Origin of the sequence: Achromobacter pestifer (assembly GCF_902859625.1) — a bacterium.
Classification (GTDB): Bacteria; Pseudomonadota; Gammaproteobacteria; order Burkholderiales; family Burkholderiaceae_B; genus Achromobacter; species Achromobacter pestifer.
In genome coordinates this window covers 1121610-1144874 of sequence record NZ_CADIJX010000001.1, presented here as the reverse complement: position 1 = coordinate 1144874, position 23265 = coordinate 1121610, and the positions used below count along the sequence as shown (strand labels likewise).

Below are 23265 nucleotides of genomic sequence, written 5' to 3'. Positions count from 1 at the left end.
CGCGCCGCCTCTGTTCTTATGTCGTTTCCTGCATGGCCTGGGCCGGCCGGGCTTATCGCGATTGCCGCAGTTCCTCCAGCAAGGCCAGCGCGCGGTCGGTGCGGACGTCTTGCTCCGCTGCCATGCGTTTGGCGACGGTGTCGATTTCGGCGCCCACTGCGCCTGCCACCAGCGCGATGTTGCGCGCGTGCAGGGCCATGTGGCCGCGTTGGATGCCTTCAGTGGCCAGCGCGCGCAACGCGCCCAGATTCTGCGCCAGACCCACGGCAACCGCCACTTCACCTAGCTCTTGGGCCGAGCGCACGTCCATGATCTTCAGTGCCAGGCGAGCCAGCGGATGCGTCTTCGTCGCGCCGCCGACCAGGCCCACGGGCATCGGCATTTCAATCGTGCCGACCAGCGCGCCCGACGTATCTTTTTCCCATTGCGTCAGCGACGTGTAGCGGCCCGAGCGGGCGGCGTAGGCGTGCGCACCGGCTTCCACCGCGCGCCAGTCGTTGCCGGTGGCGACGATCACCGGATCGATGCCGTTCATGATGCCTTTGTTGTGTGTTGCGGCGCGGTAGGGATCCACTGCGGCAAACGTGTAGGCGTCCAGCACGCCTTCGATGATCTCGGCGCCGCTGCGGTCCTTGGTATCCAGGACTTCAGGCGTCAGGCGCACGCGGGCGCGGGCCAGCCGCAGGTCGGCCAGGTTGGACAGGATGCGCAGGCGCACCGAACCGCCGGTGATGGCTTCCACCAGCGGCGCCACGGCCTCGGCCATGGTGTTGACGGTGTTGGCGCCCATCGCATCGCGGACGTCCACGATCAGGTGCAGCACGATCATGGGGCCGCGCGGCGTGTCGGCGAATACGTGGACTTCGATGTCCTGGCAGCCGCCGCCCAGGCCGATCAGTACCTTGTCGCGGCTGTTGGCCAGCGTCACGATGCGTTCGCGTTCGCGCAGCAGCGCCAGCCGCGCGCCTTGCGGGTCGGTCAAGCCCAGCACCTGGACCTGGGCGCGCATCAGCGGACGGGTGCTGGACGTCTCGAAGCCGCCGCCCGCGCGCGCCAGCTTCGCCATGTAGGAGGCCGCCGCCACCACGGACGGCTCTTCCACCGCCATCGGCACCAGCACATCGCGGCCATTGATCTGGAAGTTGCCGGCCACGCCCAGCGGCAGCTCGAAAGCGCCGATGACGTTTTCGATCATGCCGTCGGCACGGTCCAGACCCAGGGCGCCCGGCCGGGCCAGCAATTGCTGTTCTTCAGGGGTCAGCGCTGCGGCGTCCGCAATCGCGGCCAGGCGTTGCGCGGGGCTAAGCGCGCGGAAATTGGGTAAGCGTGAATCGGCCACGATGGCAGGTCTCCGTATAAGAATTAAGTGGCCTGATTCTAGGTAAACTGTACCGCTATTGAGAGGTACAGTTTGAACGAACAGTACCATCGCACTGCACCAATTTTGGCCTGTCATCGGGCAGAAAACGACGCATGGAAGACGCAAGCAAACCGAATAGGCGGCCGCGCGCCGCGCCCATCGCGGAAAGCCTGGCCAAGCTGATTGGCCAACAGATCGCCGACGGGGTGTACCGCCCGGGCGACAAGCTGCCGTCCCTGCGGGAGCTGTCGCAATTGCATCGCTATGCCAAGAACACGGTGGTCGTGGCCTTTGAAATGCTGGTGGCGCAGGGGCTGGTGGAACCCCGCCGGGGCGCCGGCTTCTTCGTGCTGGACGGCGAGTTCGCCCGCAAGGCGGCGGACGAGGAAAGCGGACAGCTAAGCCGGGCCATGGATATCGTGTGGCTGATGCGTGAACAGCTCAAGACCCAACCCGACGCGGTGCAGGTGGGGGACGGCTTTCCGCCAGTGGAATGGCTGGCCGACATGCGCATGGACCGCTATCACCAAAAGGTGGTGCGCACCGGGCTGGGCGCCTTGTTCCGCTACGGCAGCCGGTTTGGCTACGCGCCGCTGCGTGAAAGCCTGGTGCGCAAGCTGGGCGATGTGGGGGTAAGCGTCGCGCCACGGCAGATGGTGTTGACGCATGGCGCGAACGAAGCCATGGACCTGGTGATCCGCTACTTCGTGCCGCCTGGCGCGACGGTGCTGGTGGACAACCCGGGCTACTACCCCTTGTTTGGCAAGCTGAAGCTGGCGGGCGTGCGTATGCTGGGCGTGCCGCGCCTGTCCGATGGGCCGGACGTGGTGGCGTTGGAAGCCTTGCTCCAGCGCGAAAAGCCCCGGCTGTTCTTCACGCAATCGTTGGCGCACAACCCCACCGGTTCCGATATCTCGCTGGCCAAGGCCTATAAGGTCTTGCAACTGTGCGAGCGCTACAACCTGATGGTCGTCGAAAACGACTCGCTGGCCGATTTCAAGCCCACATCGGCGGTGCGGCTGTCGGCGCTGGACCAATTGGAACGCACGATCTATATCGGCAGTTTCTCGAAGTCGTTTTCAGCCGCGCTGCGGGTCGGTTTCATCGCGTGCAACGCTGCATTGGCCAGCGATCTGGCCGATCTGAAAGCCCTGGTGCACGTCAGTAGTTCGGAATATTGCGAGCGCATGGTGGACGTGATGTTGCGCGATGGGCACTACGAGCGGCATCTGGTCAGGTTGCGGCAACGCCTGGAAGCCGCCACGGGCAACGCCTTGCAGGTGCTGGATTCGCTGGGCGCCGAGGTTTTTGCGCGGCCCACGAGTTCGCTTTATTTGTGGTCGGCGTTTCCGGGCGTGACGGATTCGCTGACGCTGGCTGCCGACTTGATGCCCGAGAAGGTCATCATGGCGCCGGGCCGCGTGTTCAGCGTGGACCCCACCGCGATATCTCCCTGGTCGCGTTGCAACGTTGGCGCGATTGGGTCGCCGCGCTTTCACGCGACGCTTGAGGCGGCACTGGCGCGACACCCCAAGCGTTCGGCCTAGCGGAAGGTGAACTCCACGAACCATTGCGCCATCAGGGCTTGCGCCTGCGCGCTTGGCGCGTGGCCGGGCGGTGCGCCTGGCGAACTGCGCGCGGCCTGCACGGCAAAGCGCCGCACGCCTCGGCGCGCAAGTTCGCTGGCCAGGGCCAGCAAGCGCGTTTCGTCCAGCCAATCGGGATGCCAGGTGATGCGGCATTCAAAATCCGTTCCGGCCGACAGCAGCTGCGTCAGGCAAGCCATCGCGGGACGCTGCGAATCGCGCCGTCCGGTGATGTCGTCGTAGCCTTGCGCGTCGGCCTTGATGTCCAACCCCACCCAGTCCAGATAGCGCAGCACGTCGGCCAGGCGTAGCGGATAGATGCCAGCCGTGTGCAGGCCCACCCGGTATCCCATGCGTCGCGCGTCCCGGATCAGTGACGGCAGCCGGGGCTCGCTCAAGGGTTCACCGCCCGAAAACACCACGGCGTCCAGTAGGCCGGTGCGCGTTTGCAGGAAGCGGCGGGTGTCGTGCCAGTCGTATCGGGCCGCGCGGGTTTGCAGTTCGGTGTTGTGGCAATAGTGGCAGCGCCAGGGGCAGCCCGAGATGAAGATCACGGCCGCCAGTTGCCCTGGCCAATCCACCGTGGAAAATGGGACCAGCCCGCCGATCGCGGGCGAATGTCGCGGCAATGGCTGGGTGACAGGTTGGGGCGGTGTCGCGTAGGCCGGCCTTGCGGCCAGCCTGCGCGTACCGGTTTCAGCGTGTTGAGGCTCGCCTTCAGGCGCGTTGCTCGACGAAGAAGCGGCGTTCATTGAATTCGCCTTGTTTGCCGGTGTTGAAGGAAGAAACGGGACGGTGGTAGCCCATCACTCGGGTCCAGACTTCGCAGCGCACACGCTGGCTGTCGTCCCGTTGCAGAACGGGGGCGGCAGCGACGGCGGGGGGAGCGGTCAGGGTTTGCATGGAAGACTCCTTGGGGTGAATGCCGGGCTTGCGCCCGGCGGGATGTCGCGCGCTAGGCCGGGGCGCAGCACGCGGATTGCTTGGCCAGTAATTCGGCGTCGCATTTGGGGCAGAACTCGTGGTGTCCGGCCAGATAACCGTGATGGGGGCAGATCGAGAACGTGGGCGTGACCGTGATGTAAGGCAAGCGGAAGTTCGACAGGGCCCGGCGCACCAGTTGCTTGCAGGCCTCGGCGGACGACACGGCTTCGTTCATGTACAGGTGCAGCACGGTGCCGCCGGTGTATTTGCTTTGCAGCGTCTCTTGCAGTTGCAGCGCGTGGAACGGATCGTCGGTGTGGCCCACCGGCAGCTGGCTGGAGTTGGTGTAGTAGGGCTGGGCCTCGGTGCCCGCTTGCAGGATGCCCGGATAGCGCTTCTTGTCTTCGCGTGCAAAGCGGTACGTCGTGCCTTCCGCCGGCGTGGCCTCCAGGTTGTAGAGGTGGCCGGTCTGTTCCTGGAACTCGGTCATGCGGTCGCGCACGCGGTCCAGCAGGCGCACGGCCAGCGCATGGCCCGCCGCGGTGGTGACGTCGTCGGCATCGTTCGAGAAATTGCGGATCATCTCGTTGATACCGTTGACGCCCAGCGTGCTGAAGTGATTGCGCAGCGTGCCCAGGTAGCGGCGGGTGTACGGATAGAGCCCTTGGTCGATGTAGCGCTGCACCACCTTGCGCTTGGTTTCCAGCACGTCGCGGCCCAGGCCCAGGAGCGTATCCAGCCGCGCCATCAGTTTTGCTTCGTCGCCCTGGCAGGTGTGCCCCAGTCGCGCGCAGTTCACGGTGACGACGCCCACGGAACCAGTCTGCTCGGCGGACCCGAACAGGCCATTGCCGCGCTTGAGCAGTTCGCGCAGGTCCAGCTGCAAGCGGCAGCACATGGACCGCACCATATGGGGTTCCAGGTCGGAATTCAGGAAGTTCTGGAAGTAGGGCAGCCCGTAGCGCGCCGTCATCTCGAACAGGCGGTCGGTATTGGGATGGTTCCAGTCGAAGTCGGGCGTGATGTTGTAGGTGGGAATCGGGAAGGTGAACACGCGCCCCTTGGCGTCGCCGGCCATCATCACTTCGATGTAGGCGCGGTTGATCATGTCCATTTCCGCTTGCAGGTCGCCATACGAAAACGGCATTTCCACGCCGCCCACATAGGGCACCTGTTCCTTCAGGTCGGCGGGGCAGGTCCAGTCAAAGGTCAGGTTGGTGAAGGGGGTCTGCGTGCCCCAGCGGCTGGGCACGTTCAGGTTGAAAATCAGTTCCTGCATGGCTTGCTTGACCTCGGCATAGGTCATCGCGTCGCGGCGGATGAAGGGCGCCATGTAGGTGTCAAAGGAACTGAATGCCTGCGCGCCGGCCCATTCGTTTTGCAGGGTGCCCAGGAAATTGACGATCTGGCCGATGGCGGCCGACATGTGCTTGGGCGGAGTGGATTCGACCTTGCCCGGGATGCCGTTGAAGCCTTCGGTCAGCAGTTGGCGCAGTGACCAGCCGGCGCAATAGCCGCTGAGCATGTCCAGGTCATGGATGTGGATGTCGCCTTCGCGATGCGCATGGCCGGCCTCAGGCGTGAAGACGTTCGACAGCCAGTAGTTGGCGGTGACTTTTCCCGCCACGTTCAGGATCAGGCCGCCCAGGCTGTAGCCTTGATTGGCGTTGGCGTTCACGCGCCAGTCGCGCTGGTCCAGGTATTCCTCCATGGCGCTTTCCACGTCCACCAGGGTGTGACGCAGCGAGCGCAGTCGGGCGTGCTGTTCGCGATGCACGATGTAGGCGCGGGCGGTGCGCCAGTGGCCAGCTTTGACCAAGGCCTCTTCGACGCGGTTCTGGATCGTCTCGACGCCGGGGCAGGGCTGGTCAGCCAGCGCGCGGATGACGATGGTCGTCAGAGACTGCGCGCCCGTCAGGTCCAACTCCCCGGTGCTGGTTCCGGCCGCCGCGATGGCGTGCGCGATCTTGTCGCGATCAAAGGCCGCGATGCGGCCGTCGCGCTTGAGGATGTGTTGGATGGGCATTTTTAACACCATATGTAGTGGAGTGTGAAAACTCTATCACTACATATGGTGTTGTCGCCGCAAAGTGTGCGCGCGATATCGGCCTGACTTGATGCGGGTCAAACGCGGGAAAAGGGCCTGAGGAAAACGCAAGGCCCGCCCGGGGCTCAGAACCCGATGGTGACGCCCGCCAATGAAATCGCGACCGCCAGGGCGGCGGTGCCAGCGGCCGGGCGGGGCGCCCACGACAGCATGCCGACCCACAACAGCGCGCCAGCGGACAACCAACCGAGCCACGCCACCACGCCTACCGTGTTGCCCCACAGTCCGACGCAGGGCAGGAGGGCCAGCGCCAGCAGCAGCACGCCGGCGCCGCGCAGCACGCGGGTATGGCCTGCCGAAGGGTCGCGGCCCCATACTTGGTCGTAATGGCGCGGCATGGCCAGGCTCAGGCAGGCCATGCCCGAATAGGTCAGCAGCAATGCCATCACGATGGCGAATACGTCGTTCATGCTCATGCCGCAGCCTCTTGGTTCGCGCGGGGTTTGCGCTGGGCGGGCGCGGACAGAGGCTTCTTCCACAAACGAATCGCCGCCCACGCGGATAGTACGCCAAAGGCGACGGACGTCAGTTCAACACCGGCACTTTCCCAGTCGCCGCGTCCAATCTGCGCAAACAGATGGTCGCCCAGCGTCGCGTAGGACAGCAACGGCAGCAGCAGACACAGCGTGGCCAAGAGGCCCAATTGCGTGATCCACGCGCGGCGCGGGCTGCATAGCCAGGCCAGCGCCAACATCAGCGCCCAGATGCCGAAGAAGCTGCGCAGTTCCCACAACGCGCGGTTCTCCAGGGCAACGGGCAAGAGGCGGTTGGCCCAGAAGAAGCCGATGCACGCCACGGCAAGGCCGGCCAGGGCCGCCACGTTCAGGCCTTCGAACAGGCGGTACATGCGCGCCGTGGCCGTGCCGAATTCATTGCCCAGCTTGGCACGCCGCTTCACCATGAACAGCACGGCGCCCGTGCCCATCATGGCCGCGCCCGCCAGGCCGCAGATAAAGTACAGCCAGTGGATGCCCAGCCCGCCGAAGCGCGCCATGTGCAGATCGCTCATCACTTGGCGGGTCAGCGCAGGAGTGCCGCCGTTGACGCCGCCCGCCAGGCGCGTGCGCAGCAGTTCGCCGGTGGCGGCCGAGAACTCGGCCATGCCGGTCGTGGCGCTGATGTTGTGGAAGGTGTCGCGGTCTTCGTTCCAACCGTAGACGGCGATTCGCATTGTGCTGTCTTCGGGGTTGTTGATGACAATGGCGCGCGCGGTCTGGCCAATCAGGGATTCCGCCTGGGCCACAAGCGGCTCAAGCTTGGGCATGGCAAGCGGGGCGCCGGTGCGGGCGGGCTTTACCTCGCCTTGCATTTCGGCCAGATACAGGCGGGTGCCCTCCATGCCGGCGCCGTAGTGGGCCGCGACTGGCGCGGGCATCAGCTCGGCGCTTGAGATCACGATGCCCGTATACGCGATCATGAACTGGAAGGGCAGGGTCAGTACCGCCACGGCGTTGTGCGCATCCAGCCAGGAGCGTTGGCCCTTCTTGGCGCGGAACGTGAAGAAGTCCTTGAAGATCCGCTTGTGCGTGACCACGCCTGAAATCAGCGCGACCAACATGGCCATGGTGGCGAATGCCACGATCCACAGGCCATAGCGGCTTTCGTGCAGCATGTAGTGGAAGTTCACGAAGTGGGTGCCGCCCATCGTGGCGCGGCCTTCCTCATCGTGATGGTCATCCATTTCGGCGCCCGTGGCGGGGTCCAGATCGGCATCGGCATATTGGCCGTTCTGATCGAACCAGTACACCGACAGGCTGTTCTCATGCGAGCGGTTGACGGGCCAGATCTCCCACATCTCAGCGCCGGCATGGTGGCGCGACATGTAGTCGATCGCCAGGTCCAGGCGACGCGCACGGTCCACCGGCGCGCTTTCCTGCTGCGCGGCCAAGGCTTCGGCTGCATGATGCTCGGGCGTCATCCAGTGGGTGATGGGCTCGGAGAAGACGGCCAACGACCCTGTCAGGAACACCGTGAACAGCAGCCAGGAAAACCACAGGCCGACCCAGGTGTGCAACCAGGCCATGGATAGGCGGAAACCGGATTTCAAGCGAGCCTCTTTCTTGTCGATAACCGTTGCGAGCCAAACGGTTTGAATTTTTATTGAGAATGGTTCCAATTCTAAGCGAATTGGGGCCAGAGTGCTCCATCGGGCATGGCGGCGCTCGGCGATGCCGCGCGGCCGATAGATGATTGCTCGTCATCATTAATAATGATTACAATTCCCATTCCTGAAAATGAGAATGCGGTCGCACTACGTCCATGTCGTCCACGGAATCCCTGGAGCACCGAGAGCTCGGCTTGCTCTATCGCGACCATCACGGCTGGCTGCGCGGCTGGCTGTTGCGGCGCCTGGGCGTTCCTGCCGAGGCCGCCGATCTGGCTCAGGACACATTCGTGCGCCTGCTTGCGTCGCCCGCGTCCATGGCGCAGTTGCAGGGCGTGCGCCAGCCCCGCAGCTTTCTGGCGACGGTCGCGCAGCGCACGTTGGTGGATCACATCCGCCGCCAGGTCCTGGAACGCGCCTGGCTGGAAACGCTGGCCCAGCAACCCGAGGCCTGCGCCATTTCGCCCGAAACGCAAGCCATTCTGTTGGAAACGATACGCGAGATCGACGCCATGCTGCACGGCTTGGGTGACAAGGTGCGGCGCGCGTTCCTGATGTCTCAACTTGAAGGTGCAAGCTATGCGGACATCGCGGCCGCGATGGGCGTGACGGTCAGCTCCGTCAAGAAATACATGGCGCGCGCGACCGAGCACTGCCTGGTCTACGCACTGGAACGGCAGTAGGCGATGGCGAACAAGACCATCGCCGCTGCGGCGCAATGGTATGCACGCTTGTGCGCGGACGACGTCAGCGTGGCCGATGTGGCGGCGCACGGCCGCTGGCTGGCCGCCGACCCCGAAAACGCCCGCATCTGGCATCAGGTTGAGCGTTTGCGCGGAACGCTGGGGGCGGCGCCTGCGCGGCTGGCTGCCGATACCCTGAGCCGCGCAGACCATCACTTCGCCAGCCGCCGCGCGGCGTTGCGCAATGGCCTGGGCGCGGTGGCGCTGTTTGGCGCGGGCGGCATGTTGGCGTGGCGCGTCATGCCTGTCGACCGGCTGTTGGCGGACTACCGCATGGGCGTGGGCGAGCGCCGTGAACTGGTGCTGGCCGACGGCACGCAGCTATGGCTGGACAGCGACAGCGCGGTGGACGTGACGGTGAATGCCAGCGGCCGTCGCATCATCGTCCATGCGGGCCAGATCCTGATTGATACCGAACTCGCGGCGTCGGGCCTGCCTCCCTTGCGCGTGACCACGCTGCACGGCACGATCCGTCCGCTGGGCACGCGCTTCACCGTCAACCGCCAGGATGCCGCGACGCAGGTCGCGGTGCTGCGCCACGCGGTGGTTCTGGAACCCGCCGAGGGTGGCGTGCCGTTGGTGCTGAACGCGGGTGAACAAGGGGTGCTGGCGGCTGCGGGAGCCCGCCATGCCGGGGCGATCTCCAGCGAATCCGATGCCTGGACCCGTGGCCTGATCATCGTGGACAACGCCCGCCTGGGCGATTTCATTGCGCAGCTGGACCGTTACCGGCCCGGCCGTCTGACCTGTGACCAGGCCGTCGCAGGGCTGCGGGTATCCGGAGCCTTCCCCATCGATGACACCGACCGCGCCTTGGCCGCCGTGGAGCGCGCGCTGCCGGTGCGGATATCGCGTTTCACCCGCTACTACACACGGGTCATCGCGCGCGGCGGCTGATTTTTTTCTTCTGGCATTGTCCTTTTTCCGATCTCGTCCGACTTAGCAGGGAATACATCGGATTTGATTCACGGAAAACCTGAGCTTATGCCTTTCTCCCCGCTATCCCACTGCCCTCCGGGCGCCTTGGCGCCCATGGCGCGTGCTGTCCTTGTTGCGCTGATGGCGTTTTCTGCCGCGCCCGCGGTGTTGGCGCAATCCGCGCCAGCCGCCGATGCCGCGCGCGGCTTCCAGGTGCCGCCCGGCCCGCTGGGTCTTGCATTGGGCCGCTTTGCCGCACAAGCCGGCGTGGTGCTGTCGTTTGACGCCCAACTGACGCAGGGCAAGCAAAGCCCGGGCCTGCAAGGCGACTACAGCGTGGCGGCGGGGCTGGCGGCCATGCTGTCGGGCACCGGACTGGAAGCGGTCAGCCAGGGCGGCAACAACTACGGGTTACGCATCATGGGTGCGCAGACCATGGCGCCGGTCGAGGTGCTGGGCTCGCAAGAACCCGCGCCCAGCGAAGGCACCGATTCCTACACGGTCGGCCTGTCCACCACGGCTACGAAATTACCGATGACGTTGCGCGAAACACCGCAATCGGTGTCGGTCATGACGCGCCAGCGCATCTCGGACCAGGGGCTCAATACGCTGGAAGACGTCATCGCCAACACGCCGGGCCTGACATTCAAGAAAAAGGGCTCGGCGGACGACAACGAGAAGGGGCTCTACGCGCGCGGCATGGAAGTCACCAACATGCAGGTTGACGGCGTGCCGACGCACAAGGATTTCAATGCGCTTGGCCTGGACACCGCGCTGTATGACCGGATTGAGGTCGTGCGCGGATCGACCGGCCTGCTCAGCGGCGCGGGCAACCCGGCGGCATCGATCAATCTGGTGCGCAAACGGCCCACCCGTGACTTTGAGGCGGGCGTGGGCGTCGCCGTGGGTTCCTGGGACTACAAGCGCACCGAGTTCGACCTGGGCACGCCGCTGGACGAGTCCGGCAAGTTGCGGGGCAGGTTGGTGGGGGCATGGCAGGAAGGCGGCTCGTTCATCGACCGCGTGAAGCAAGACTCGCAGCTGCTCTACGGCGTGGTCGAAGCGGATTTGGCCGAACGCACCATGCTGACCTTGGGCGCGGAATACCAGCGCAAGAAATGCACGGCGTGCTCGTACTTCGGCTTCCCGGGCGTGTATGCCGACGGCTCAAAGACCGACTTTCCGCAGCGCTTCAACTCTGCAACGGATTGGAGCCGCCAGGAGCGCACGCGATACAACGTCTTCGCCACGCTGGATCACGAATTCGCGCCGTCATGGAAGGGGTCGTTGACGGTGTCGCGCACCGGGGACGATAACGACCGCACCTACGGCTGGTTCAGCAGCAACGGCTGGGCCAACCTGGAAACGGGCCAGGGTGCGTCGGTCTGGATCGCCAAATGGCCCATTCCGAAGACCCAGAACGCCGTGGACGCGAGCCTGACAGGCGCCTTTGATGCCTTTGGGCGCAAGCACGACCTGGTGGTGGGGGTGAATGCATCGCGCACCAGGGGGGACTACGACATGTATCCCTTGTGGGTGGCGCCGGGCTATGACCCCAAGATTCCCGACATCCGCTTGTGGGATGGCGATATGCCCGAACCCGACTGGCAGTCCACCGGCAAGCGCTACTACACCGAGAAACAAGCCTCGATCTATGGTGCGCTGCGCTTGCGTCCGACCGAAGCCTTGTCGCTGGTCTTGGGCTCTCGCGTGACGTGGTGGGATCAGCAGGCGTCCTACACGTACAACGATGGATCGTCCTATCCTGACAATATGCGTGAGCAGGGCGTCTACACCCCCTACGCTGGGGTGGTCTATGACTTGACCCGCGACGTGTCCGCCTACGCCAGCTATACCAGCATCTTCCAGCCGCAGCAGGCGCAAAGCGTATCCGGCAGCGTGCTGGCGCCCATCAAGGGCAACACCTACGAGATCGGCCTGAAGTCGGCGTTCCTGGATGGCAGGTTGAACGGCTCGCTGGCGTTGTTCCGCACCCGTCAGGACAACTACGCGATGCTGGATGGCGATCTTCTGGCGCCCAATGGTGACAACGCCTATGTGGCGGCCGACGGCGCCGTGATGCGCGGCGTGGAAGCCGAGATCAGCGGGGAATTGACGAAGGGTTGGCAGATGCAGTTGTCCTACGCCTACGTGGACCGCCGTTTGCCGCAGGGCTTCATCACGCAGGTCGGGTTGCCGCGCCATATCGCCAAGCTGTACACCACGTATCGACTGCCCGGAGCCTTGAGCGCGCTCACGGTGGGGGGCGGCGTGCGTTGGGAAAGCGGCAGCAGCTATTCCAGCCGTGGCCCGGGCGGCCAGCAGTATGAATCGTCGCAAAGCAGCTATGCGCTGCTGGACCTGATGGCGCGCTATCAGTTCAACCGCCAATGGTCGGCGACGCTGAACCTGAACAACGTGCTGGATAAGAAGTACTACGCCAGCACGAACGTCTACAGCAACTACTACGGTGCGCCGTTCAGCGCCATGCTGGGCGTGAACTACAAGTATTGATGGGCATTGGGCCGGGCGTGATGTCAGCCCGGCCGTTCTCTCATTCCAACGTGATGTTGGCGCGCTTGGCCACATCGCCGAACGTGCGCAGTTCCTTGACGATCTGGTCCTGGAACGCCTTGCCTGGCAGGTACACCGGCTCCAGCGCCAGATCGGACACTGCCTGGCGGACCTGCGGATCTTCCATGATCTTGGCAACTGCGCGGTTCAGGGTGTCGACGACTGGCGCGGGCGTGCGGGCGGGCGCGGCCAAGGCGTACCAGCCCACGAGGGACACTTGCGGAATGCCGGCCTCGGTGAAGGTGGGCACGTCGGGCAATTGCGGCACCCGATGTTCGCCCGTCACCGCCAGCGCACGGACCTTGCCCGCGCGCACCTGCGGTGCGGCGGACGATACCGTGTCCACGCCCAGCGCCACTTCGCCGCCGATCATCGCGGTGATCAACTGGGCGCTGCCCTTGTAGGGCACGGGCATCATCTTGGCGCCAACGGCTTCGGCGAACATTTCACCGGCCAGATGGGGGGCCGAGCCAGGACCGAAGGTGCCGTACATCAGGCCGCCCTTGTCGCTTTGCTGTTTGGCCAGGGTGGCTGCTTCCTTCACCGTATGGGCTGCCAGGCCGTTTTGTGCCAGCAGCACCACCGGCGCCATGGCGACAATGGCGATGTGTTCAAAGCTATGCATGGGGTCGTAAGGCAGCGACGTCTTCAGCGCGGGCAGGACGGTGTAGGTGGTGCTGCCGGACAGCAATAGCGTGTAGCCGTCCGGTTGCGCGCGCGCCACCGCGTCGGCGCCGATCACGGTGGACGCGCCGGGGCGGTTCTCCACGATCACGGACTGCCCCAGGCTGCCGGACAGCTTGTTGGCCAGCAGCCGGGCCACGGCATCCGTCGCACCGCCCGGCGTGAACGGCACGACGATCTTGATGGGCTGCTCGGGATAGGCGGCCTGGGCGCCGCCAGCAAAGGCGGCCACGGCAAGGTTGAACGCCAGCACGGCGGTACAAAATCTAGCGGTCATGGCAAAGCTCTCGGTCAGTCAGGAGGGTAGTAGCGGGAAAGAGGATCAGGCGGACGTCCTGGCGGTGGCCTGGCGCAGCGCCTCGCCTTGGTCGCCCAGATCCCAGAACAGGCCGGCCATGATGGCCAGCCCTTCGCGCGCCACGCTGCCCAGCAAGTGTTCGTTGGGGGCATGCTGGGCGCAGGCCGGATAGGAATGAGGCACCCACAGCGTAGGCAGCCCCAACAGGTCAGCAAAAATCTCGTTGGGCAGCGAACCGCCCAGGTTGGGCAACAATGCGGGCCGCTTGCCGGTGGTGCGCTCCACCGACGCCGCGGCCCAGCGTACCCAGGCATTGTCGGGCGACAGGCGCGTGGCGCCGCCCTGCATGCCCAGCCGCACCTGCACGTCTTCGAAGCCCGCGTCGCGCAAGTGCTGGCGGACATGGGTTTCCAGCGCGCGCCAGTCGGTGCCCACCACAAAGCGCAACTGGCACCAGGCCACGGCTTCCGGTGGAATGGCATTCACGGGCTTGGCGGGATCGCCTGCGCCGAACGTCAACACGTCCAGGCTGTTCCAGCCGAACACTTTTTCCGGCGCGGACAGGCCGGGTTCGCCCCACCACGCATTGATTTCCGGGTCGTCCGCGCCGCCGCCCACTTCCAGGTCAGCCAATGCGTCGGCGACCGCAGCGGGGATGGGGGGCGGGCGCAGGCCGGGCACGGTGATCCGGCCGCGCGCGTCCACCAGCGTGCCAATGGCGTGCATCAACACGATGGCCGGGTTGGCCAGCAGGCCGCCCCAGTTGCCGGAGTGGTATCCGCGTTCGCGCGCGCGCAGCTTCAACTCGAAGTTCACGGCGCCACGCGATCCCATGAACAAGGTCGGACGCTCGGCGTTCAGGCGTGGGCCATCGCTGGCGATGAACACGTCGGCGGCCAAGGCGTCGCGCTGCGCATCACAGAAGGCGGACAAGCCGGGCGAACCCGCCTCTTCGCCGGTCTCGATCAGCCAAATCGCGTTGAAGCCCAGTTGGCCGTCACGCGCCGCGATCACTTGGTGCAGGGCTTCCAGGTTGATGGAATGCTGACCCTTGTTGTCGGCGGTGCCTCGGCCGTACCAGCGGTCGCCTTCAACCTGCAAGCGCCACGGATCACGTCCCGCCTCCCACTTGGCGGCGTTGCCGCGCACCACATCGCCGTGGCCGTACATCAGCACCGTCGGCAGGCCCGGCTGCTCGATGCGGCGAGCCACCAGGATGGGCAGGTCAACCCCGGCGGGATTGGCGTGGACCTCGCAAGAAAACCCCAGTGCCGTCAGCAACGGAATCAACGCTTCGTTCAGATAGGCGTGCTGGACCGGGCCTTGTTCGGGCGCCTCGCTTTCCGTGGCGTAGGCGACGCGGCGTGCCAGTGTGGCCAGCAGGGCGCCGGAATCAAAGGCTTGAACGGCATGAAGGATGGCTTGTTCGCGAATCACAACGGCTCTCGGGTGCTCAAGGAAGCACAAAGTTATTACGCTTCACAACATGCCACAATTAGATAATTAGCATTCTTTCCATGCCTTTTTGGCATGTCTTACGGACCCACCATGATTTCACTGGCCTTAAGGTATTTTCTGGAAGTCGCCCGCTGCGGCTCCATCGCCGGTGCCGCCGCCGCCCAGCACGTGGCGGCGTCGGCCATCAGCCGTCAGATCGCCAAGCTGGAAGACGACCTGGGCATCGTGCTGTTCGAGCGTCAGGCGCGCGGCATGGCGCTCAGCGAAGCCGGGCGGCAACTGGCCGCCTACGCCAATGCCGCCGCGCTGGAGGCCGAACGAGTCACCACCGAGATCCGCCAGCGCGGCCACGTGGGCGACGTCACGATCCGGCTGGCTTGCACCGAAGGCTTCGCGCACCGTTTCCTGCCGCTCAGCATGGCCGAGTTCAAGCGCATGCGGCCCGAGGCGCGGTTTCACCTGCATGTGGAGCGGCCCGAAGAGGTCAACCGCCAGATCCTGGAAGGTCTGTCGCAGATCGCGTTGCGCTACTCCACGGCGCAGGACGCGCGCTTGAAGACGGAACTGTTGACCCGGGCGCCGGTGTATGCGGTGATGTGCCGCCATCATCCGCTGGCGAGCCGCCGCAGCGTGAACATGCGGGACTTGTCGGATTACCCGCTGTCGTTGGGCGATCAGGGCACGACGGTGCGGCAATTGTTCGATGCCGCATGCGCCAACGCCGGGCTGCATATTGAACCCGCCTACGTATCCAACCATTCCGCGGCGTTCTTGCCGATGCTGCCGGGCAGCCAGATCGTGGCGTTGTCGGGATACCTGACGCTGATGGGCCAGGCGGACGGCGACCGTCTGGTGGGCGTGCCATTCACCAACCCCGAGATGCGGCAGCGGAGCATCCAGGTGGTGACCTTGCAGGGAAGGACGCTGCCCTTGCTGGCGCGCGAATTCCTGGCGTTCATGGCGCAGCGCCTGACCGTCGCTCCCAGCGCGCCGGAGTAGCCCGCCGCGTCGAGGTCAGGTCGTGGCGCGTTGCCGTGCGCCGCGCCATTTCAGCCGCAGCCGTTCCAGCGCCAGATAAACGATCGGCGTGGTGTACAGCGTCAGGAACTGGCTGATCATCAGGCCGCCCACGATGGCGATGCCCAGCGGGCGGCGCAGTTCGGAGCCTTCGCCCATGCCCAGTACCAGGGGCAGGGCGCCCAGCAGCCCGGCCAGGTTGGTCATCACGATGGGACGCAGCCGCAGCATCGCCGCCCGGTGAATGGCCTGTTCGGGCGTCAGGCCTTCGCGCCGTTCCAGGCTGAGCGCGAAGTCGATCATCAGGATGGCGTTCTTCATGACGATGCCGACCAGCAGGAACAGCCCCAGCAACGCGATCAACGTGAATTCGATATTGGCCAGCCGCAGCGCCAGCAGGGCGCCCACGCCGGCGGAAGGCAGTGTGGACAGGATGGTCAGCGGGTGCAGAGGGCTTTCATACAGGATGCCCAACACCAGATAGATGGCGACCAGCACGGCCAGGATCAGCCAGGGCTGGTCTTGCAGGCTTTGCTGGAAGTTGCGGGCGTCGCCGCCCAGGCGCGTCTGGATCGACGAGGGCACCATCAGCTTCGCCATCGTGGCGTCGATGGCGGCCAACCCCTGTTCCAGCGACACGCCTTCGGCCAGAGAAAACCCCACGCCTACCGCGGCGAACAGGCCGTCGTGGAACACGCGGTCATTGACCAGGCCGTTCTCGTAGGTGGCGAACGCCGTCAGGGGCACTCGGGTGCCATCGGCCGCCACCACTTGCACCTGTTCCAGCACTTCGGGATCTTCCGTGTAGCGGGGATCCAATTCCAGCACCACTCGGTACTGGTTCATGGCGTCGTACAGGGTGGCCACCTGACGCTGGCTGAAGGAATTGCTGAGCACGCTGCTGATCGTGTTCATGTCCACGCCCAGGCGTTGCGCGGCGCTGCGGTCGATGTTGATGACGACCTGCTGCGTGGCGCCGTCGCCTTCGGCGTCCACGTCACGCAGCTGGGGGATCTCTTGCATGGCCTTGGAGATCTTGCGCGACCATTGCCGCAGCGCGGGGACGTCGCTGGCCATGATGGCCAGTTCATGGTCGCCAGAATTTCCAAAGCCGCCGGGCATGCGCAAGTCCTGATCCACGTTCAGGAAGAACATGCCGCCGGGCACCGGCGGCGAATTCGTGCGCAGCCAGTTGATGACTTCGGTAGAGGATTCGCGGCGCTCGGACACGGGCTTCAGCCGGATCAGGAACAAGGAATTGCTGATGCCCAGTCCGCCGCCGTTGTAGCCGATGACGTCCTGCACGGCCGGGTGTTTCAGCACCAGTTGACGGTACTGGTCGATCTTGGGCTGCATGACCTGGAACGAGAATCCGTCATCGCCCCGCACGAAACCGACCAGCTGCCCGGTATCCTGCACCGGCAGGAAGCCCTTGGGAGCGTCCACATACAGATAGACGTTCAGGCCGACGACGCCCGCCAACAACAACAGCGTCAGGCGCGCATGGCCCAGCACGCGAGCCAGCGACACGCCGTACCACGCATGCACCCGGGCAAAGGCCGCCTGCATGCGCGAGGGGCGGGCGGCAGGCGCGGCCTGATGCGCCGCGCCGGGCTTGAGCCAGCGGGCGCACAGGGCGGGGATGATGGCAACCGACACCACCAGCGAGATCACCGTCGCGGCGACCAGCGTGATCGAGAATTCGCGAAACAGCCGTTCCACGAGTCCACCCATGAACAGGATGGATACGAACACCACGCTTAGCGCGACGGTCATGGCGACCAGCGTGAAGCCCACTTCGCGCACGCCGCGCAGCGCCGCCTTTCTGGGCGACAGGCCCCGTTCGATGTGCCGAGAGATGTTCTCCAGCACGACGATGGCATCGTCCACCACCAATCCGGCCGCCACGATCAGCGCCATCAGCGACAGGTTGTTCAGGGAAAAGCCCCACACGTACATGACGGCGAAGGTCGCGATCAGGCACACCGGGATCGCCACGCTGGGAATGGCGGCCGCGCGGGCGTTGCCCAGGAACAGCCACACCACCAGGATGACCAGCGCCGTGGCCAGCCCCAGGGTGATGTGGGCTTCGCGCAGCGTGGCGTTGATGCCGGGTGATCGGTCCAGCGCCACGGTCAGGTCCACGTCGGCCGGCATCAGGGCGCGCAGGCCGGGCAGGGCCTCGTTGATGGCCTTGATGGTTTCGATGATGTTGGAACCGGGCTGGCGGCTGATGGTCAGCACCACGGCGGGATTGCGGTTGTGAAAGCCGCTGCTGTAGCGGTTTTCCACGGAATCGGTGACTTTGGCCACCTGCGCCAGCCGGATGACGGCGCCGTCCTCGTGGCGCACGATCAGGCGGTTGTATTCGTCGGCGGTGCGCGGTTGCGAGGGCGTGCCGACTTCCCAGCGCTGGCTGGCCGAATCCAGCTGGCCCTGCGGGCGCATTGGCGCCGAATCGGAAATGGCCTGGCGCACGTCGTCCAGCGCCACGCCATAGTGGGCGAGCGCGTTGGGGTTCACCTGCACGCGCACGGCGGGCAGCGAACTGCCGCCCATCGTCACTTCGCCCACGCCATTGATCTGCGAGATCTTCTGCGCCAGCACGGTGGCGCCCAGGTCATAAAGCTGGCCTGCGGGGCGGGTGGGGGAACTGAGCGCCAACGCCATGATCGGCGCCTGCGAGGGATTGATCTTGCGGTAGCTGGGGTTGCCGGGCATGCCTGCGGGCAGTTCGGCGCGCGCGGCGTTGATGGCCGCCTGCACGTCGCGGGCGGCTTCGTTGATGTCGCGGTCCAGGTCGAATTGCAGCTGGACGCGGGTGGCGCCCTGGTTGCTGGACGAGGTCATGGCACTGACGCCCGCGATGCTGCCCAGCGCGCGCTCCAGCGGCGCGGCCACGGTGCTGGCCATGCTTTCGGGGCTGGCGCCCGGCAGGTCGGCGCGGACTTCAATGGTGGGGAAATCCACCTGCGGCAAAGGCGCCACGGGCAGCAACCGCCACGCCACCGCACCCAGCAGGGTCAGGGCCAGCGCCAGGAAGATGCAGGCGATCGGGCGATGCAGCAGTGCCCGGATCATGCCGCGGGTCCGTCAGTCCTTGCGGGCTTGGCGGCGGATACGCCGCGCCGCTGGCCCAGGCGGTGGAAGAACAGGTAGACGGCCGGCGTGGTAAACAGCGTCAGCACTTGGCTGACCAGCAAGCCGCCCACCATGACCCAGCCCAGCGGCTGACGCAGTTCGGCGCCGGAGCCGGTCGCCAACATCAGCGGCAGCGCGCCGAACAAGGCGGCCAGCGTCGTCATCAGGATGGGGCGCAAGCGCAGCAGCGCGGCTTCGCGGATGGCGGCTTCCGGCGGCAGGCCGCGCGAACGCTCGGCTTCCAGCGCGAAGTCCACCATCATGATGCCGTTCTTCTTCACCAGCCCGATCAGCAGAATGATGCCGATCACGGCGATCAGGTCCAGCGGCCGGCCGGTGATCAGCAGCGCCAGCAGCGCGCCCACCGTGGCAGACGGCAGCGTGGACAGGATGGTGATGGGATGGATGGCGCTTTCATACAGCATGCCCAGCACCAGGTACATCGTGACCACCGCGGCCAGCATCAGCCACAACGTATTGGACAGCGACGCCTGGAATGCCGACGCCGCGCCTTGCAAGCGCAATTCGACGCTGGGCGGCATGCTGATTTCCCGTTGGGCGGCGTCGATGGCGGCAATGGCCTCACCCAGCGAACCGCCCGGTGGCAGATTGAACGACAGATTCACCGCCGGGAACTGCGACAGGTGGTTCACGGCCAGCGGCACGGCGCGTTCGCTGACGGTGGCCAGCGCCGACAGCGGAATCGCCTGGCCATCTTCGGTCTGTAGGTGAATGCGTTCCAGCGCGTCGGGGCTCAAGGCCAATTGACGGTCCACTTCCAGCACCACGCGGTACTGGTTGGATTGGGTGAACAGGGTGGCGACCTGCCGCTGGCCGAAGGCGTTGTACAAGGTCTGCACCACGTCGTCCATGGTGACGCCCAAGCGCGCGGCGGTGTCGCGAGACACTTGCAGGTAGGCCTGGCGGCCATCGCCTTGCAGGTCGGACGATATGTCGGCAAGCGCGGGCGACTGGGCAAGGCGCTGCGTCAGCGCGTGGCTCCACTGGGTCAGCAAGGCGCTGTCCGGCGAGGTCAGGGTGAATTGGTACTGGCCACGGCTCACGCGGTCTTCGATATTCAACTCCTGCACCGGTTGCAGGAACAGCGAGATGCCGTGCACCTCGCGGGCGCGGGCGTCCAGCCGCGCCATGATGTCGGTCAGCGGGGCGCTGCGTTCGGCCCAGGGCTTCAGGTTGATCAACAGGCGGCCGGTATTCAGCGTGGTGTTCATGCCGTCGATGCCGATGAAGGACGACAGGCTTTGCACATCCGGGTCGGCCAGCAGGCTTTGCGCCACCGCCTGCTGGCGGCGCGACATGGCCTCGAACGACGTGTTTTGCGACGACTGGGTCACGCCTTGCAGCACGCCGCCGTCCTGCACCGGAAAGAAGCCCTTGGGCACGGCCAGGTACAACAGACCCGTCAGCACCACCGTGGCCAGCATGGCCATCAGGGTCAGGCGCTGATGGCGCAGAGTGATGTCCAGCCAGCCTGCGTAGCGCGCCTGAACGCGGTCCAGCAGGCCGGGACGGGATTCCGCGTGCGCGGGCAGCAGGCGCGCACACATCATCGGTGTCAGCGTCAGCGACACCGCCAGTGAAATCAGGATTGCCACCGCCAGCGTGATGGCGAATTCGCGGAACAGGCGGCCCACGACGTCTTCCATGAACAGCAGCGGGATCAGCACGGCGATCAGCGAAAGCGTCAGCGATACCAGCGTGAACCCGATCTGCCCGGCGCCTTTCAGGGCGGCCGACATGGGGCTATGCCCCTGTTCCCGGTAGCGCGCGATGTTCTCCAGCATGACGATGGCGTCGTCCACCACGAAGCCTGCGCCAATGGTCAGGGCCATCAACGTCAGGTTGTTGGTGGAAAAGCCCGCCAGGTGCATGAAGCCGAAGGTGCCGATCAGGGACAGCGGCACCGCCAGGCTGGGAATCAGCGTGGCAGGCAGGTTGCGCAGGAACAGGAACGTCACCAGCACGACCAGGCCCACCGCAAACACCAGTTCCCACTGCACGCCGCGCACCGACGCGCGGATGCTCTCGGTGCGATCGGTCAGGATGCGCACCTGCGCCGCAGCGGGCAGGCTGGCGGTCAACTGGGGCAGCAAGGTCTTGACCTGATCGGCTACGGCGATGACGTTCGCGCCCGGCTGACGCTGGATATTGACCAGCACCGCGGGCTGCTTGTCGACCCAGGCGGCCAGGTAGCGGTCTTCGGCGCCGTCCTCGATCGTTGCGACCTGACCCAGCCGCACCGGGGCGCCGTTCTTCCAGGCGACGATCAGCTCGCGATATTCCTCGGCGCTTTGCAACTGGTCGTTGGCGTCCATGATGACCGATCGCACCGGGCCGTCGAAACTGCCTTTGGGCTGGTTGGAATTGGCCTTGCTGATGGCTTCCTGCACGTCGGAGAGTTGCAGGCCGCGTGCGGCCAGCGCCATCGGGTTGACCTGCACCCGCACGGCGGGCCGCTGGCCGCCCGCCAGGCTGACCATGCCCACGCCGGACAACTGCGACAGCCGTTGCGTCATGCGCGTGTCCACCAGGTCGTAAACCTTGGGCAGCGGCAGGGAATCCGAGGTGACGGCAAGCGTCAGGATCGGCACGTCGGCCGGGTTGACCTTGCGATAGATGGGCGGCGTCGGCAGGTCCGAAGGCAGCAGCGAACCGCTGGCACTGATGGCGGCCTGCACTTCCTGTTCGGCCACCCCCAGCGAGACGTCCAGCGCGAATTGGAGGGTGATTACCGAGATGCCGCTGCCGCTGGTGGAGGACATCTGCTTCAAGCCGGGGATCTGCCCGAATCGCCGTTCCAGCGGCGCGGTGACCGCACGCGCGGTGACGGTGGGACTGGCCCCTGGATACTGAGTGGTGACTTGAATGATCGGGTAGTCCACCTGCGGCAAGGCCGCCACGGGCAGCATGCGCCAGGCCAGGATGCCCGACAGCAGCAGGGCGATCATCAGGAAGGACGTTGCGACCGGGCGCAGAATGAAGGGGCGTGACAGGCTCATGCGCGATTCAGGTAAGGGGCTCGACGATCTGGACGTCGCGTCCGTCATGCAGGCGGTCCACGCCTTCGACCACGACGCGCTCGGAAACGCTCAGGCCCGCTTCCACGACCACGTGGCCAGCGTTGGCGGAACCCAGTTGAAGGACTCGCCGAGTCGCGCGCGTGTCGTCACCAATGACAAATACAAAAGCGCCTTCGGAGCCATACTGCACCGCGGCCGTGGGAATGGTGACCACATTGTCCTGCTGCACCACGGCCAGCCGGATGTTCACGAACTGATTGGGAAATAGCGATTCGTCGGCGTTGTCGAAGCGGGCGCGCAACCGGACGGTACCGCTGGCGGCCTGAATTCGGTTGTCCAGCGCTTCCAGGGTGCCTTCGGCCAGGATGCGGCGGTCGTCCGCGTCCCAGGCCTGCACGCGCAGCACCGCCGTCCTGGCTTGGGCCTGGCGCAGGATGTCCAGCCGGGTTTCGGAAATGCTGAAGATCGCTGAAATCGGCATCGTCTGCACCAGCGTCGTCAGGCCGGTGGTGTCGTCGGCGCGCACATGGTTGCCAGCGTCGATGCGGCGCAAGCCGATGCGGCCATCTTGCGGGGCGACGATGCGGGTGTGCCCCAGCAGGCGCTGGGCATCAGCGACCTGGGCCCGGTTCAACTGGCGCTGCGCGGTGTAGGCGCGCACCTGCGACTCGGCGGTGTCCAACTGCTGGCCGGCCACGGATTCCTGGCGTGCAAGCCGGCGGTAGCGTTGCAGGTCGGCCTGGGCGTTGTCCAGCAACGCTTGGGTCCGCGCCAATTCACCCTCGGCGGCGGCCAGCGCGGTCAGATAGGGCCGGGCGTCAATCTCGGCCAGCAACTGGCCCCGCGTGACGGCCTGGCCTTCGGTGTAATGGATCCGGATCAGTTCTCCGTCCACCTGGCTGCGCAAAGTGACCTGCGACAGCGGTGTGATGGTGCCCAATGCATGTAGATCGCGCTGCAACGGCCCCACGCGCGCGGCGGCAACGCTGACGGCCACGGGAATCTGCCCGTATTCAGGCGGGCGAGGGGCAGAAGGGCCTTTATTACCCAGCAGCCAGTACGCAATTCCGATCAGCACGGCCAGTGACAGGGCGGCGGTGATCAGAAGCAGGCGCTTGCGTTGGGGGGAAAAGGCCGCAAAGGGGGGCAGGGACATCAGGGCTGCCAAGCTCAGGTGTTGCGGACAGCCGTGATTCTATATTAATAATAATGATTACCGTTATTAACTGTGGCTTTCAAGAGGGGTTTTCGCCATATTGCTGTCCTGAATTCAACGTAAAATCCGCTCGACGCCGTGAAGTCCCGGCGCA

16 protein-coding genes are annotated in these 23265 nt (G+C 65.5%); 5 read left to right on the top strand and 11 right to left on the bottom strand.

Translation table 11 applies throughout. The annotated features are described in order from the left end of the window. Window positions 1-52: 52 nt before the first annotated feature. A complete protein-coding gene (locus tag HV753_RS04890; RefSeq protein ID WP_175173686.1) occupies window positions 53-1342 on the bottom strand; it encodes a hydroxymethylglutaryl-CoA reductase, degradative in 1290 nt (429 codons plus the stop codon). 131 nt (window positions 1343-1473) lie between these two features. On the opposite strand from HV753_RS04890, the gene HV753_RS04885 reads away from it, so the two are divergent. Then, window positions 1474-2907, top strand: coding sequence for an aminotransferase-like domain-containing protein (locus HV753_RS04885; protein WP_175173270.1), 1434 nt, complete (start codon window positions 1474-1476; stop codon window positions 2905-2907). On the opposite strand, the gene HV753_RS04880 is transcribed toward HV753_RS04885, so the two are convergent. The 5 genes from HV753_RS04880 to HV753_RS04860 form a co-directional block, all read right to left on the bottom strand. Beyond that, window positions 2904-3698: an anaerobic ribonucleoside-triphosphate reductase activating protein gene (locus tag HV753_RS04880; protein ID WP_175173269.1), complete on the bottom strand. Its 795-nt coding sequence runs from the start codon at window positions 3696-3698 to the stop codon at window positions 2904-2906. The two genes, HV753_RS04885 and HV753_RS04880, sit on opposite strands and share 4 nt — an antisense overlap. Next, window positions 3664-3849 carry an anaerobic ribonucleoside-triphosphate reductase gene (nrdD, locus tag HV753_RS04875; protein ID WP_175173268.1) on the bottom strand — a complete coding sequence of 62 codons (186 nt, stop codon included), beginning with the start codon at window positions 3847-3849 and terminating at the stop codon, window positions 3664-3666. Before nrdD ends, HV753_RS04880 begins: the two co-directional genes overlap by 35 nt. A 52-nt stretch (window positions 3850-3901) precedes the next feature. Continuing rightward, entirely contained in the window at window positions 3902-5896 is a 1995-nt protein-coding gene (locus tag HV753_RS04870) for a ribonucleoside triphosphate reductase (protein ID WP_175173267.1), read from the bottom strand. A 146-nt stretch (window positions 5897-6042) separates the two neighbouring features. Continuing rightward, window positions 6043-6393 carry a DUF3325 domain-containing protein gene (locus HV753_RS04865; protein ID WP_175173266.1) on the bottom strand — a complete coding sequence of 117 codons (351 nt, stop codon included), beginning with the start codon at window positions 6391-6393 and terminating at the stop codon, window positions 6043-6045. After that, entirely contained in the window at window positions 6390-8000 is a 1611-nt protein-coding gene (locus HV753_RS04860; protein WP_175173685.1) for a PepSY-associated TM helix domain-containing protein, read from the bottom strand. The genes HV753_RS04865 and HV753_RS04860 overlap by 4 nt, the downstream gene beginning before the upstream one ends. 236 nt (window positions 8001-8236) lie before the next feature. Between HV753_RS04860 and HV753_RS04855 the strand changes: the two genes are divergently transcribed. The 3 genes from HV753_RS04855 to HV753_RS04845 all read left to right on the top strand — a co-directional run bounded on the left by HV753_RS04855 (window position 8237) and on the right by HV753_RS04845 (window position 12256). Continuing rightward, window positions 8237-8764: a sigma-70 family RNA polymerase sigma factor gene (locus HV753_RS04855; RefSeq protein WP_175173265.1), complete on the top strand. Its 528-nt coding sequence runs from the start codon at window positions 8237-8239 to the stop codon at window positions 8762-8764. A 3-nt stretch (window positions 8765-8767) separates the two neighbouring features. After that, window positions 8768-9721, top strand: a complete 954-nt coding sequence (locus HV753_RS04850; protein WP_175173264.1) for a FecR domain-containing protein — start codon at window positions 8768-8770, stop codon at window positions 9719-9721. Between the two features lie 135 nt (window positions 9722-9856). Then, entirely contained in the window at window positions 9857-12256 is a 2400-nt protein-coding gene (locus HV753_RS04845; RefSeq protein WP_246288155.1) for a TonB-dependent siderophore receptor, read from the top strand. Window positions 12257-12296: 40 nt separating this feature from the next. Here HV753_RS04845 and HV753_RS04840 read toward each other — a convergent pair whose 3' ends face one another. Both HV753_RS04840 and HV753_RS04835 read right to left on the bottom strand, forming a co-directional pair. Continuing rightward, window positions 12297-13277, bottom strand: coding sequence for a Bug family tripartite tricarboxylate transporter substrate binding protein (locus tag HV753_RS04840; protein ID WP_175173262.1), 981 nt, complete (start codon window positions 13275-13277; stop codon window positions 12297-12299). Window positions 13278-13322: 45 nt separating this feature from the next. Continuing rightward, window positions 13323-14735, bottom strand: coding sequence for a M20 family metallopeptidase (locus HV753_RS04835; RefSeq protein ID WP_175173261.1), 1413 nt, complete (start codon window positions 14733-14735; stop codon window positions 13323-13325). 111 nt (window positions 14736-14846) lie between these two features. Between HV753_RS04835 and HV753_RS04830 the strand changes: the two genes are divergently transcribed. Then, a complete protein-coding gene (locus HV753_RS04830) occupies window positions 14847-15755 on the top strand; it encodes a LysR family transcriptional regulator (RefSeq protein ID WP_175173260.1) in 909 nt (302 codons plus the stop codon). Between the two features lie 15 nt (window positions 15756-15770). Here the strand turns inward: HV753_RS04830 and HV753_RS04825 are convergent, their stop codons facing one another. From HV753_RS04825 to HV753_RS04815, 3 genes are read right to left on the bottom strand one after another with little or no spacing between them, the layout of a single operon-like run. Beyond that, window positions 15771-18854 carry an efflux RND transporter permease subunit gene (locus tag HV753_RS04825; protein WP_175173259.1) on the bottom strand — a complete coding sequence of 1028 codons (3084 nt, stop codon included), beginning with the start codon at window positions 18852-18854 and terminating at the stop codon, window positions 15771-15773. Beyond that, on the bottom strand, window positions 18851-21934 hold the full coding sequence (locus HV753_RS04820; protein ID WP_175173258.1) for a multidrug efflux RND transporter permease subunit: 3084 nt from the start codon (window positions 21932-21934) through the stop codon (window positions 18851-18853). Before HV753_RS04820 ends, HV753_RS04825 begins: the two co-directional genes overlap by 4 nt. Window positions 21935-21941: 7 nt before the next feature. Beyond that, window positions 21942-23111, bottom strand: a complete 1170-nt coding sequence (locus HV753_RS04815) for an efflux RND transporter periplasmic adaptor subunit (RefSeq protein WP_175173257.1) — start codon at window positions 23109-23111, stop codon at window positions 21942-21944. Window positions 23112-23265 lie beyond the last annotated feature (154 nt).